The 13,482-nt window shown below is 62.0% G+C and carries 10 protein-coding genes, 1 tRNA gene and 2 rRNA genes (1 of these 13 cut by a window edge); 5 read left to right on the top strand and 8 right to left on the bottom strand.

Translation table 11 applies throughout. The annotated features are described in order from the left end of the window. Positions 1-2: 2 nt before the first annotated feature. From RSP45_RS14475 to RSP45_RS14460, 4 genes are all read right to left on the bottom strand, one after another. The gene (locus tag RSP45_RS14475) at positions 3-680 is read right to left on the bottom strand and encodes a DNA methyltransferase (RefSeq protein WP_415392464.1); all 678 of its coding nucleotides are present in this window, start codon (positions 678-680) and stop codon (positions 3-5) included. Between the two features lie 435 nt (positions 681-1,115). Beyond that, positions 1,116-1,532: a hypothetical protein gene (locus RSP45_RS14470; protein WP_415392463.1), complete on the bottom strand. Its 417-nt coding sequence runs from the start codon at positions 1,530-1,532 to the stop codon at positions 1,116-1,118. Positions 1,533-1,901: 369 nt separating this feature from the next. Next, entirely contained in the window at positions 1,902-2,888 is a 987-nt protein-coding gene (locus RSP45_RS14465; protein WP_415392462.1) for a serine hydrolase domain-containing protein, read from the bottom strand. A gap of 73 nt (positions 2,889-2,961) precedes the next feature. After that, positions 2,962-3,357, bottom strand: a complete 396-nt coding sequence (locus RSP45_RS14460) for a cupin domain-containing protein (RefSeq protein WP_415392461.1) — start codon at positions 3,355-3,357, stop codon at positions 2,962-2,964. 165 nt (positions 3,358-3,522) lie between these two features. Here RSP45_RS14460 and RSP45_RS14455 point away from each other — a divergent pair, with 165 nt between their 5' ends. Together RSP45_RS14455 and RSP45_RS14450 are read left to right on the top strand one after the other, a co-directional pair. Then, on the top strand, positions 3,523-4,530 hold the full coding sequence (locus RSP45_RS14455; RefSeq protein ID WP_415392460.1) for an AAA family ATPase: 1,008 nt from the start codon (positions 3,523-3,525) through the stop codon (positions 4,528-4,530). Positions 4,531-4,533: 3 nt separating this feature from the next. Then, positions 4,534-7,083, top strand: coding sequence for a S8 family peptidase (locus RSP45_RS14450; protein WP_415392459.1), 2,550 nt, complete (start codon positions 4,534-4,536; stop codon positions 7,081-7,083). 336 nt (positions 7,084-7,419) lie between these two features. On the opposite strand, the gene RSP45_RS14445 is transcribed toward RSP45_RS14450, so the two are convergent. Next, positions 7,420-8,175, bottom strand: coding sequence for a hypothetical protein (locus RSP45_RS14445; protein ID WP_415392458.1), 756 nt, complete (start codon positions 8,173-8,175; stop codon positions 7,420-7,422). A gap of 174 nt (positions 8,176-8,349) precedes the next feature. Between RSP45_RS14445 and RSP45_RS14440 the strand changes: the two genes are divergently transcribed. The 3 genes from RSP45_RS14440 (at position 8,350) to RSP45_RS14430 (ending at position 11,038) form a co-directional block, all read left to right on the top strand. Further along, the gene (locus RSP45_RS14440) at positions 8,350-8,994 is read left to right on the top strand and encodes a ceramidase domain-containing protein (RefSeq protein ID WP_415392457.1); all 645 of its coding nucleotides are present in this window, start codon (positions 8,350-8,352) and stop codon (positions 8,992-8,994) included. Between the two features lie 120 nt (positions 8,995-9,114). Then, positions 9,115-9,360 (top strand): hypothetical protein, encoded by a 246-nt coding sequence (locus RSP45_RS14435; protein WP_415392456.1) that lies wholly within the window; start codon positions 9,115-9,117, stop codon positions 9,358-9,360. A gap of 19 nt (positions 9,361-9,379) precedes the next feature. Next, a complete protein-coding gene (locus tag RSP45_RS14430) occupies positions 9,380-11,038 on the top strand; it encodes a recombinase family protein (RefSeq protein ID WP_415394082.1) in 1,659 nt (552 codons plus the stop codon). Here RSP45_RS14430 and RSP45_RS14425 read toward each other — a convergent pair. The 3 genes from RSP45_RS14425 to RSP45_RS14415 all read right to left on the bottom strand — a co-directional run. Next, positions 10,995-11,071: transfer RNA gene (locus RSP45_RS14425), tRNA-Met, on the bottom strand. The genes RSP45_RS14430 and RSP45_RS14425 overlap by 44 nt on opposite strands. Positions 11,072-11,160: 89 nt before the next feature. Beyond that, positions 11,161-11,275: ribosomal RNA gene (rrf, locus tag RSP45_RS14420) — 5S ribosomal RNA — on the bottom strand. A gap of 87 nt (positions 11,276-11,362) precedes the next feature. Further along, positions 11,363-13,482, bottom strand: a 23S ribosomal RNA gene (locus tag RSP45_RS14415); it runs 710 nt beyond the window's last position.

The following is a 13,482-nucleotide window of genomic DNA, read 5'->3' as shown; positions in this document are numbered from 1 at the left end:
GCCTATGCCGCCGCCTTCCGGTCCCGCTCTTGCAGGGCCGCCATCCGCCGGCCGGCGGTCTGGTAATGCGCCACGTCCAGCTCTACGCCGAGCCAGTCGCGGCCCAGCAGATGCGCCGCCGCCAGCGTGGAACCGCTGCCAGTGAACGGGTCCAGAACCAGATCGCCGGGCTGGGTGAACGCCCCGATCAGTCTGCGCAGCGCCGCCACCGGCTTTTGCGTCGGGTGCAGTTTGTTCCCGGTATAGGGGAAGTCCAGCACGTCGGACACCGGACGGGCGGGAAGCGCGGGATCGCCCTTCGCCAGCAGATAGGCCTGTTCGTGCTCGTAGCGCAGGAAACGGGCCGAGGAGGCGTAACGCTTGCGGAACACCAGATGCCCGACGATGCGGAAGCCCGCCGCCTTCCACGCTTCAACGAACAGATCGACTTTGTTCCAGCCGTAGAAACTGACGCAGAAACCGCCCTGCTTCAGGACCCGGTGCATCTGGGCGAAGGCCGGGCGCAGCCAGTGGGCGTTGTCGTCATTGGCGACGGTGCGGCCCTGCCGGTCGCGGAACCGGGTCACATAGGGCGGATCGGTGAGGATGAAATCCACCGAGCCGGTGTTGAAAGCCTGCATCGCCTCGATGCAATCGGCATTGATGACGAGGTTGCGGGGGGTGGTTGCTTTGCCGGTCATGTCTCTGTCCTTTCGGGTTCGGGGCGGACGGCCTTTGCCCTGATCCGCCGATGGGCCGCGCCTCGCCGGTCTGACTTCGGGAAACGCATGTTTCCCCCAAGGCAGAGCGGAGAGGGCGCAGCCCGACCCGCGGCCGCATGGCTGGCGGTCATGGGTCGGGGCGCAGGGGTGGGGCGGCCCGCAGCCGCAGGCGAGGACACGGCCCTGCGCCCCGACGACGCCCTCGGGCGGCGCCTGCCCTTTGACGGCCAGACAGGCGGATGCGTGGCGGACAAATCCTTGAGACAGGAAAACCGTCGGGTCAGGGGTGAGCCGGGCAAGGCCCGGTCGAAGCCCCAGCCCGGCTTCTGGGCAGACGCGATCCGCGCCGGCGCGCGGATCACAATGCCTCAATGCGACAGGACAGGGAGCTGCTGGCGGGAATGACCGTCAATATCAGGCTTGTGGCGCCAGTTCTCCGAAGCCATTCAGGTTCATCAGCGCGGCGATGCCGGTGACCAGCCCGGCGATGCCGCAGAGCAGTTTCAGCGCGATGACGGAGTCGATGGCGCCATGGGTGACGCCATGGACGACGGCATATCCGGCGATCATCGCCGGAATCACGAAGACGGCCCGCGCCAGCAGGCAGAGAATCGGGTTCTTCGCCTTGAACAGCACCAGAAGCACCATGCCAACCGACAGCAGCGCTGCGGTAACTGCGGCGAAGGCCGAGAGCAGGAACCCCGTCTCCGTCGCGTGAATGAGACGGAATGTCTCGACCGCGACCATCACCGGCAGAGCCCATATGGCCAGATACCAGGCGATCACACAAAGCGCGGCGGCGAGCATGATGGCGAGCAGGATCAGCGTCATGGAAGCCTCCAGACCGAAGGGTTCAGGGATCGTTCACGACAGGCTGCCAGATGATGATACGCTCCGCCTGCGACCAGGGTTCACTACGCCGTTGCTGCGAAAAACAGCATTCCCAACACCCGCCGATGGGTCAAGCGCACAGGCGAAGAGCAGCGAAGACTATGCGGTTCTCTGCCGGAAATGGCCAATGGCCTGCGACAAGCCGCCGGATGCCCGCAGGCACGATGAATCTTCCACCGGAGCACCCGTCACGGACGTTTCCGTCAGTCCTGGCAGTTGCCGAGGTCGCGTCCCCGGTTCTTCCAGATCAAGCCCTTCGCGGTGCCTCGCGACAGCCTCACCTCAAGCGCTTCCCTCGCCAACCGTCGGTCAGGCCGCCGCAAGCAGCGGCCCTTCGAGCAGGTCCATCAGACGCCCGAAATGCCCGTCCGACCGGGCAGGCGCATTCGGGTCCGAGGTGATGGCGACAGCCAGATCGCGTTCGGGATGCGCGGCGATGATCTGGCCGCCATAGCCGCGGGCGATGATGAAGCCGCTATCGCTCAGGAACCAGCCATAGCCGTAATCCAGCCCCGAATAGGGTGACCGGGTATGGGGCCGGACCGAGGCCCGCACCCAGTCAGCCGGAATGACCTGCCGGCCCTCGAACCGTCCGCCGTCCCGCATGAGAACGGCGATGCGCAGCATGGCGCGCGGCGTCAGTGCCATCTCGTTGCCACCAAAATAGAAGCCCTGCGGATCGCGGGTCCAGGCGGGGATCTCGATGTCCAGAGGGCGGCCAAGAACCGCGCGCGCCTGTTCAAGCAGGCTCTCGCCCGTCGTGACCGCAAGGGCCGCGCCGAGGATATGGGTGATGCCGGTGGAATAGATCATGCGGGTGCCCGGCCTGGCGACCATCGGCCGCCGCAGGGCAAAGGCGACCCAATTGCCGGAATTGACCCAGGCGCCGTAATTGCCGCCCGAGGTCCCCTCAAGGCCGGCGCGCAGGGTCACCAGATCCTCGATGGTCAGGTCCGCAACGCCGGGGGTCGCGTCCGATGGAATGATCGAGGGCGCGACCGCACCCAGCGTCGCATCCACGGATGCGATCGCCCCACGCGCGATCGCGCTGCCGGCAAGCAGCGCGACGATGCTTTTCGAACAGGACTTGATATTCGCGACGCTGTCGAGGCCGGGGCCGCGAAAGGCCTGCGCGAGGACGATATCCTCGCCGCGTTGCACCATGATCGCATGAAGCTGAGGCAGATCCTTGGCGAGTGAACCTATCTCGCTTGCGGCCTGAGCGGCCGCCCGGCCGACGAGCGGGGCGGCCAGTGCGGTCAGAAGAGCGGTCGAAAAGGCCCGTCGGCTCAGCATCGGCAATCGGCCCTCGCGTTTACTGTGCGGGTCTCCACCTTCGCACATGTATGGCCTGCGTCAATCGGACCCATCACCCACTGTAATCCTGATCCGAGACCTTCTCCATCCAGGTGACGGCCGATCCGTCGATGGCTTCCTGGATGGCGATATGGCTCATGGCGGTGTCGGGGGCGGCGCCGTGCCAGTGCTTCTCGCCGGCCGGGAACCAGACCACGTCGCCCTGGCGGATCTCCTCGACCGGGCCGCCCTCGCGCTGCACCCGGCCGCGGCCGAAGGTGACGATCAGGGTCTGGCCGGCGGGATGCGTGTGCCACGCGGTGCGCGCGCCGGGCTCGAAGGTGACATGGGCGCCGGCGGCGCGGCCCGGCGCCTCGGCCGCGAACAGCGGGTCGATGCGGACGGTGCCAGTGAACCAGTCGGCCGGGCCGGCGGTCGAGGGCGTGGCGCCCGCGCGGGCGATCTTCATCTGCGGATCCTTTCAACTGGCCATGGTGGAGATGTCCATGACGAAGCGATACTTTACGGCGCCCTTCAGCATCTGGGCATATTATGTCCTCTCCGAGCTCGTCTGCGCGATTGGCAACCTTCCATGTTTCACCTATTCTCCGTATCGGAGGTCGCGCGGAGCATAATGTCGAACACAAAGCAAATTTTGTCGATGCTGCGCAGCCGCGCGGAAGGCGATGAGGACCAGTTCCTGGCTATCGCCTTACAGGTCGCGGCTGGCGAGGCTCGACAGGGCCACCGGACGAGCGCGGAGCAGATCCGCGCCGCCGTGGAGGCTTTGCGCCAGTCGAGACGTGACCGACCGACCGTCCATGTCGCGCTTGCACGCCCCCGTGGCGAACTCGAGGGGCTGCTCGATCTTCGAGAACCGACGCTTCGCCTCTCCGATGTCGTGCTCTCCAAACGGCTACGCGACCGCCTGGACCGGGTCGTCCTGCAACAAGAACGAAGAACCTGGCTCCGCGAGGGAAATCGGCTTCCTTCGCGTCGGCTTCTCTTCGCCGGCCCGCCCGGTTCGGGCAAAACGATGACGGCGGAAGCGCTGGCCGGTCAGTTGCGGCTGCCATTCCTCGTCGTCCGCCTCGAAGCTCTGATCACGCGATATATGGGTGAAACTTCGGCCAAGCTTCGCCTCGTCTTCGACGAGACCATCCGCCGCCGCGGAGTGTATCTGTTCGACGAGTTCGACGCGATCGGCGGCCGACGCGCAGCCACGAACGATGTGGGCGAGATGCGTCGGGTACTCAACAGCTTCCTGCAGTTCATGGAAGAGCCTGCATCCACCGACAGCCTGATCCTCGCTGCGACCAACCATGCCGAGCTGCTGGATCCGGCACTCCAGAGGCGGTTCGATGAGGTGTTGCGCTTCGAGATGCCCTCCGCGGACGAAATCCGGGAGGTGATCGGCAGCCACCTCAGGCCGATGAAGTATCCCCGGATAGCATGGAAGCGCGTCGTTGCCGCTGCCGGAGGGCTTAGCCAGGCGGAACTGGCGCGGGCTGCCGACGAGGCCGCAAAAGCGGCGCTCCTGTCGGAAAGCGACAGCGTGACGACCGACGATCTCCTTCAGCAGATCAATGCACGCCAAGAAATGCGTGAGGTTTTCGCTTCCAATCCTGAAGACGAGCGCTGACACTTGCCTGATTATGATCGCGGTCACATTGACATTACTTCTCTTCTGACTGACCGGACCTACACAGCCCATCAGCCAAACATCCAGCGGGTCTATGCACGGAACCGCGATCAGCATGGCGCCCGGCTGAGCGCTGGCCTCGCAGCCTCATTACAGGCGGCCGACGACCGTCGTCCCCCGCGTGAACAGCTCCCAGAGGGCATCGAGCCCTCTCAGGGCGCGTTTATCACGGTAGAGCTACATCCTAAGGCCCCGAAGGATTTTGACGTTGCACGCGCCAGAGAGGGGACGCGGCAGAGTGCCGAACTGGTCCGGGACGACGGCGAAGACCGTACGCTGGTTCTCTACGTCCCCGACGAAGAAGCGCGTAACAAGCTCACCCACGCGATCAATCAATACTGGTCGGGGAAACTGACAGAGACGGATAAGCCGCCTCTGGCATTGCGCATGGAGCCGATCGAAAAATTCCAGCCGGCACGGTTGGAAGACCTCTGGCGCGAGGTTCCCGCAACCTTGCCTGGAACCGGTTCTCCGCCGTCCTGGTGGGCGCTCTGGTGCTGGGAAGACTTCGTCGACGATGTTTGCGACCTGGCGCGTGCTCTTGGGATGCAGATCGCACCGGACGATCGGTGGAGCAAGTTTCCCGATGTCGTCATCGTGCCCGTCCACGCAACACGCGAACAGATCCAGTTGATCCTGGATATCGGTGCGCCGGGTCTCGCCGAACTTGGTCACGCCACCGATGATCCGGCTGTCCTCGTCGATCTGCCCCGCCGCGATCAGGACGGTCTCGTCGAGGATCTTGCCGGCCGCATCATCTGGCCAGGCGCCGATGTTCCTGCGGTTTGCGTCCTCGACACAGGCGTAAATCGCGCACATCCGCTGATTGAGCCCGCACTGTCGCCAGCCGAGACCCAAGCGATTGACCCGAGATGGGGTGTGGATGATCACCATCGCCCCGGACATGGCACGGCTATGGCCGGGCTGGCGTTGCACGGGGACCTGACCGGCATATTAGCGGACAGTTCCACGCCAGAACTGCGACATCGGCTTGAGAGCGTGAAGGTTCTGCCTCCCGACGCGATGGCCCAGAATGGTCCTGCGAACTACGGTGCGATCATTCAGCAAGCCGTTGCCCTCGCCGAAACCAGCAATCCTGATCGGGAACGCGTCATCTGTTCGGCGGTCACGAACGACGGTCGTGTAGGAGACAGACCTACGCGCTGGAGCGCGGCTATAGACAGGCTTGCCGCAGGTGCGGATGCCGCCGAAGCCGAAGAACCCCCACGTCGCCTTTTCATCCAGGCCATCGGGAATGTCGCGCATTCTCCCGATTGGAGCTCGATTGCGGATGCCGACCTTCACCCAGGCGAAGATCCCTCGCAAGCATGGAACGCGCTTGGCGTCGGCGGCGTCACATTCAAAGACGCCATAGAGCCGAGGGATCAGGCCGAGTGGTCGGCATGTGCCGATGTTGGCGATCTGAGCCCTTACAGCCGCACCTCCTGCGCCTGGCCAGACGGGACTCTGCCGATCAAGCCCGAGATCGTATTCGAAGCTGGAAACCGGGCGAAGAATGGTGCTCAGGATCAGGTCACCGATGCGATGCCTTCCTTGTCAGTTGTGTCCACCGGCAAGGGCGGTGCCGGAGACGCGCTCATGCCATTTTACGCGACCAGCGCGGCGACGGCGCAAGCTTCTCGCATGGCCGCGCGGATCATGGCCGAGCATCCAGACTACTGGCCGGAAACCGTGCGTGCGCTTATGGTTCATAGCGCGCGTTGGACACCAAACATGTTAGCCGAGATCGAAGCGGCACAGGGCATGACAGGCCGGAAGGCGCTGCGGCGTCGGTTTGGCTACGGATTACCCGACCTCCCACGCGCTCTGGCCTCGGCTTCGAACGACCTCGCTCTTGTCGCACAGGCCGATATCCAGCCCTATGACCGGCCCGGGCGAACCAGACGCAACCAGCCCACCGGCCCCATCGGCTATGGAAAGGCCCATTATTACGATCTGCCTTGGCCTACCGAGGTTCTCGAAGAACTCGAGAACAGCCCCGTCAAACTCAAGGTGACACTTTCCTATTTCGTCGAACCCTATCCGTTGGCCGGCTCGATGCTTGATCCGGCCCGTTATCGATCATTCGGCCTTCGTTTCGACCTCAAGCGTAAACGTGAAACCGAATCGATATTTCAACGACGCAGGAACGCGGCGATGGGCACTCGGCCGGGGAGCGATGAAGCCGACGAGGGATGGCTTTTCGGAGAAAGGGCGGTTGCCGCCGGCTCGCTTCATATGGACATCTGGTCCGGCACAGCCGTAGAGTTGGCCTCGCGCAATCAGCTATGCATTTATCCTGTCATGGGATGGTGGCGAGATCGCGCAAGCCTGCATCGCTATCTCGACAAGGCTCGCTACGCCCTCGTCGTTACCCTGGAGGCACCGGAGGTTCGGATTGATCTGCAAGCGAAAGTCGCTGCAACAGCCAAAGTGATGATCGAGGCGCGGACCGCCGTCGACGTCAAAATCGGCGAAGGCGGCACAAGCTGACCGTTCAGTCTGCCTAGCGGTTGTAGTGAAGATTAGCAGGCAAAAGGTTACGTATTGTAGGGAAGTAAGGAATGTCGAAAGTTAAGGTCGGAAATTCACAACAGCCGACAGCTACCAAACTTGCCTCATTCCCTCCACCGAAGCCGAAAGGATAATATTGTGACTGACAAGAAGAAACCTGAGACAACCGGACAGCAAGTGGAACGACAGCTGGGGGTTCGGATAAACGATAACGACTCGGACAGGGTATTGGGTTCCGTCCAGCGCACGGCGGAATTGAGGCCCGTAGAAACCAAGCCCAAACCCAAAGAGTGAAACGTCAGATGCAAAAAATCATCAAGTCGGAGCAGCCGGTGTCGCAGAAGCCGAGTTCTTCGCCTCCGCCGAAGCCGAAAGGATAGGCTCCTTCCTCTGAAAGGCTTCCTGATAGCGCTTCCCTGCCTTGAGAGACGCGGCATCATGAAGGCTGATCCTGACCTCCGCTATCTCAGAGGCTGGAATAAAGGTCATGTCATAACCCCAATCAGGCCTTGCCGAGTCGAACACCTCCCGGGTTTCCCACTCCGTTTTTTCGCGCGGCATGATGTCGGTTACGTACATTCCTACCGAGCCATCCTCCCCCAGAAGACATGTTCCGAGAGGCGCATTAGAAAAATCCGCCAAATTGAATGTCATAACGCGATCACCGTTCTTTTTGCGAACTACGAGCCGCTGCGGGCTGCGGCTTCTGTGCAGCATGGACTCCCAAGCTGTCGTGCATCTGTCGGACGCCGAAACCCCCATAGTCCGCAAAACTTCGAACGTCTCATCCGCAAGCCATTTCCGCCAGGCACAAGCAGCGCCAATCGCGGATGTGATCGCAACAACGAAAGCCGCAACCGTTCGAAGGGCGCCAGCATCTTCAGTCGCGATTATAGCAATAATTGACTTGGCAATAAAGCTGAACACTAAGGTGATAAAAACAACGTCCAGAGGCCCATGTTTCGTGTCTTTCCCCGTATATGCTATCCTGTAGCCGAGATAGCCGCTGGCAAGTGCAGCGAGTGTGCCCAAGGGAAGATCGAGAAGATACTGCGCATTTTCAGGTGGCATGTGGAACCCCGTTTTTCTTCATATTGCCAGGTCGCCCCTGCAAACATAGGGTGCATCTGGTTCGACCCCGAAAAATCTCGGCATTTCGAGACTATTCTTGCAACCTGAGTGGTGGGGACGGTTCACCCAGATGCTGCGATCTTACCAGAAGTTGACGACTGTGGGGTCATTCCGATGAACTGGCTTGCCCCTGTCGACGCCTATTGCGAACGGACCGGCCCCGACTACTGGTCCGAGCCGATCAATGCGCTGACCAACCTGGCCTTCCTGATCGCCGCCCTGGTCCTGTGGCCGCGGCTGAGGGGGCCGGGCATGGCGATGGGCCGGGTGCTGGCGGCGGCGCTGTTCGTGATCGGCATCGGCTCCTGGCTGTTCCACACCCATGCCAACCGGCTGACCGGGCTGATGGATGTGCTGCCCATCGTCGCCTTCATCCTGTTCTATGTCTTCGCCGCCACCCGCGACTATTTCGGAGCGCGTCCCTGGATCGCCGCCCTGGTGACGGTCGGCTTCATTCCCTATGCCGCCGCTACGGTGCCGCTGTTTTCGATGATCCCCGGCCTCGGCTCCTCGTCCAGCTATGCGCCGGTGCCATTGCTGATCCTGATCTATGCGGTGCTGCTGCGCAGACGCCTGCCGGACACGGCGCGCGGCCTCGCCATCGGCGCCGGGATCCTGATCGTCTCGCTGACCTTCCGCACGCTCGACCAGCCTCTGTGCGATGCCCTGCCCTTCGGCACGCATTTTCTGTGGCATGTCCTCAATGCGGTGATGCTGGGCTGGATGATCGAGGTCTGGCGCCGGCATCGGTTGCGCTGATCCCGGATTCCGGCAAGTCATTGCACGACGCTGGAGCGCGCTGCTCTACGCCACCCTGCCCTGCCGCATCCTCCTCAGCACCATTCGCCACCGATTATTCCATAGCGATTTCCATTGCTTATGCTGATTTCGGCGCCGATGCTGGCGATTATGTCCTTGCCAGCTTCCCGAACCCAGGCCACGATGACGCGGAGCGAACGCGAGGCGCTGCTCGACGCCCTGCTGCTCGGCGAGCCGGAACTCGGCTTCACGCCCCGCGGCAATCCCGACCCGCGCCTCGTCAGACTGGTGCGCCTGCTGGGCAGGCAGGCCGCCAGGGACAATTTCGAGGCGCAGAAAAAGACCAGGGAACCCGGCGCCTCCTGATCCGACAGGGAGAGCCGCCATGAAGGTTGCCGTCTACGCCCGCTATTCCTCCGACCAGCAGCGCGATGCGTCCATCGCCGACCAGTTCCGCATGTGCCGGCTGCGCGCCGAGAAGGAGGGCTGGACGGTGGTCGAGGAATATTCCGACCATTCCATCTCCGGCGCCAGCATGATCCAACGCCCCGGCATCCAGGCGCTGGTCGTGGATTCGACGCGCGGCCGCTTCGACCTGGTGCTTGCCGAGGCGCTGGACCGGATCAGCCGCGACCAGGAGGATATCGCCGGCATCTACAAGCGCATGCGCTATGCCGATGTGAAGATGTTCACGCTCTCCGAGGGCGAGATCAGCGAGCTGCATGTCGGGCTGAAGGGCACGATGAACGCGCTGTTCCTCAAGGACCTGGCCGACAAGACCCGGCGCGGCCAGCGCGGCCGCGTCGAGGCCGGTAAATCCGGCGGCGGCAATTCCTACGGCTACGACGTGGTCAAGAAGTTCGATGGTGATGGCGAGCCGATCCGCGGCGACCGGATGATCAACGCGGTGCAGGCCGAGGTGGTGCGCCGGATCTTCCGCGACTACGCGGCCGGCAAATCGGCCAAGGCCATCGCCGTCGCCCTGAACAGGGACGGCATCCCCGCCCCCTCGGGCGGCGACTGGGGCTTCAGCACCATCAACGGCAACCCGCGGCGCGGCAACGGCATCCTCAACAACGAGATGTATGTCGGCAGGCTCGTCTGGAACCGGCAACGCTTCGTCAAGGATCCCGATACCGGCAAGCGCCAGGCCCGGCTCAATCCGGAAGAGGACTGGGTCATTCAGGAGGTGCCGGAACTGCGCATCCTCGACGACGGCCTCTGGAGCGCCGTGAAGGCACGGCAGAAGGGCAATACCGCTGCCCGCGACGCGCGCGGCGTCGCCGATGTCCGCACGGTGAATCATCGCCGCCGCCCCAAATACCTGTTCTCGGGACTGACGAAGTGCGCCTGTTGCGGCGGCGGCTATTCGGCGATCTCGAAGGACCTGATCGGCTGCTCGACGGCGCGCAACAAGGGCACCTGCGATAACCGGATGAACATCCGTCGCGACGAGCTGGAGGCGCGGGTATTGAACGCGCTGCGCACCCGCCTTGTCGATCCCGATCTCTTCGCCGAGTTCTGCGACGCCTATACGAGGGAGACCAACCGGCTGCGCATGGAAAGCGGCGCCGGCATCGACAAGGCCGAGGCCGAGCTGAAGCGGATCGCCCGCGAGGAGGAGAAGCTGATGGATCTCTACATGCGGGACGCCATCTCGATCGAGGCGGTGAAGGAGCGCGGCGACAAGCTGCGCGCCCGCAAGGTGGAACTGCAGGACTTCCTCGCCAATGCCGACGAGCCCCCGCCCCTGCTGCATCCCTCGATGGCGCTGCAATACCGGGCACGGGTCCAGCAGCTCTACGAGACGCTGCAAGGCGACGACGAGGCTCAGCGCATCGAGGCGGCGGAGATCATCCGCTCGCTGATCGACCGGATCGTGCTGACGCCGGGAGAGGACCGGATCGAGATCGACGTCCAAGGCGATCTGGCCGGAATCCTTACGCTTTCCGCGCAACGCAAAAACCCCGCCGGAGAGCGGGGTGGATCGCAAGTAAAGATGGTTGCGGGGGCAGGATTTGAACCTGCGGCCTTCAGGTTATGAGCCTGACGAGCTACCGGGCTGCTCTACCCCGCGACTGTTGCTGCGTTTGTGCAGCGGTCCCCGCTGGATCTGGGCTGCGGGGGTGTGGTCATCGTTTCAGAGAGACTTGCGTTTCTTTCCAGGTCTGGCGGTGACCTACTCTCCCACGTCTTGAGACGCAGTACCATTGGCGCGACGGCGCTTAACGGCCGAGTTCGGGATGGGATCGGGTGTTTCGCTCGTGCTATGGCCACCAGACCGGGGAAGAAACGCTCAGCGTTGCCCCTTTCGGGGCAGGTGTTGTCCAAGGATGCTTTGGAGAAGACGGACTGTCTTCTTCCGGATCAAATCAAGCCAATCGAGCCATTAGTACCAGTCAGCTGAACGCATTGCTGCGCTTACACCTCTGGCCTATCGACGTGGTGGTCTTCCACGGCTCTCAAGGGATACCTTGTTTTGAGGGGGGCTTCACGCTTAGATGCCTTCAGCGTTTATCCTGTCCGTTCATAGCTACCCTGCTGTGCCGTTGGCACGACAACAGGTCCACCAGTGGAACGTTCACCCCGGTCCTCTCGTACTAGGGGCAACTCCTCTCAAGTATCCTACACCCACGGCAGATAGGGACCGAACTGTCTCACGACGTTCTAAACCCAGCTCACGTACCTCTTTAAACGGCGAACAGCCGTACCCTTGGGACCTGCTCCAGCCCCAGGATGAGATGAGCCGACATCGAGGTGCCAAACGATGCCGTCGATATGGACTCTTGGGCATCATCAGCCTGTTATCCCCAGCGTACCTTTTATCCGTTGAGCGATGGCCCTTCCACTCGGGACCACCGGATCACTATGGCCGTCTTTCGACTCTGCTCGACTTGTCAGTCTTGCAGTCAGGCTGGCTTCTGCCATTGCACTCAACGAGCGATTTCCGACCGCTCTGAGCCAACCTTCGCGCGCCTCCGTTACTCTTTGGGAGGCGACCGCCCCAGTCAAACTACCCACCACGCAGGGTCCCGGATCCGGATAACGGACCGCGGTTAGACATCAAGAGTGCGAAGGGTGGTATCTCAAGGGAGGCTCCGCCGGAACTGGCGTCCCGGTTTCAAAGCCTACCACCTATCCTGCACATCACAATCCTGATGCCAGTGCGAAGCTATAGTAAAGGTGCATGGGGTCTTTCCGTCTAACCGCGGGAAGTGTGCATCTTCACACACAGTTCAATTTCGCTGAGTCCACGTTTGAGACAGCGGGGAGATCGTTACGCCATTCGTGCAGGTCGGAACTTACCCGACAAGGAATTTCGCTACCTTAGGACCGTTATAGTTACGGCCGCCGTTTACCGGGGCTTCAATTCAGGGCTTGCACCCCTCCTTTTAACCTTCCGGCACCGGGCAGGCGTCAGACTGTATACGTCGCCTTGCGGCTTCGCACAGCCCTGTGTTTTAAGTAAACAGTCGCCACCCCCTGGTTTGTGCCCCCGGCCACCGCTTGCGCGACAACCGGGCCTCCTTCTCGCGAACTTACGGAGGTATTTTGCCGAGTTCCTTAAACGTGGTTCTCTCAAGCGCCTTGGTATTCTCTACCAGTCCACCTGTGTCGGTTTCGGGTACGGTCTCATGGAGGGCTATTTCCAGGGACCCCGCAGCTGCCCGATCAATCCGTTAAGATCGAACAACCCTGAGGATCCGTCACCATCTCCTGGCCCAGGAATATTAACCTGGTTCCCATCGACTACGCCTTTCGGCCTCGCCTTAGGGGCCGGCTTACCCTGCTCAGATTAGCTTTAAGCAGGAACCCTTGGACTTTCGGCGACAGGGTCTCTCACCCTGTTTGTCGCTACTCATGTCAACATTCTCGCTTCTGATCACTCCACCGGATGCCTTACAGCCCGGCTTCACAGTCAGAACATTGCCTCCGCAGCATCTTGCGATGCTGAAGAGGCAGCGTTCCATATCACAGAACGCTCCGCTACCGCGCACATACGTGCACCCAAAGCTTCGGCTCGTGGCTTGAGCCCCGTTACATCTTCGCCGCAGGATCTCTTGTCTAGACCAGTGAGCTGTTACGCTATCTTTAAAGGATGGCTGCTTCTAAGCCAACCTCCTGGTTGTTTTGGAAATCCCACATGCTTTCCCACTTAGCCACGAATTGGGGGCCTTAGCTGTTGGTCAGGGTTGTTTCCCTCTCCACGACGGACGTTAGCACCCGCCGTGTGTCTGCCGATCAGTTCTTCCCGGTATTCGGAGTTTGCTTAGACTCAGTAAGGCTGTGGGCCCCCATCATCCATGCAGTGCTCTACCCCCGGGAGAATACAATCGACGCGCTACCTAAATAGCTTTCGCGGAGAACCAGCTATCTCCAGATTTGATTGGCCTTTCACCCCTAGCCACACGTCATCCGGACCCTTTTCAACGGGTGTCGGTTCGGCCCTCCAGTTGGTGTTACCCAACCTTCAGCCTGCACATGGCT

The sequence above is a fragment of the Paracoccus sp. SJTW-4 genome (genome assembly GCF_047716885.1).
Classification (GTDB): domain Bacteria; phylum Pseudomonadota; class Alphaproteobacteria; order Rhodobacterales; family Rhodobacteraceae; genus Paracoccus; species Paracoccus solventivorans.
The sequence above is the reverse complement of the archived record's forward strand: the minus strand, read 5'-3'. Positions and strand labels throughout refer to the sequence as shown.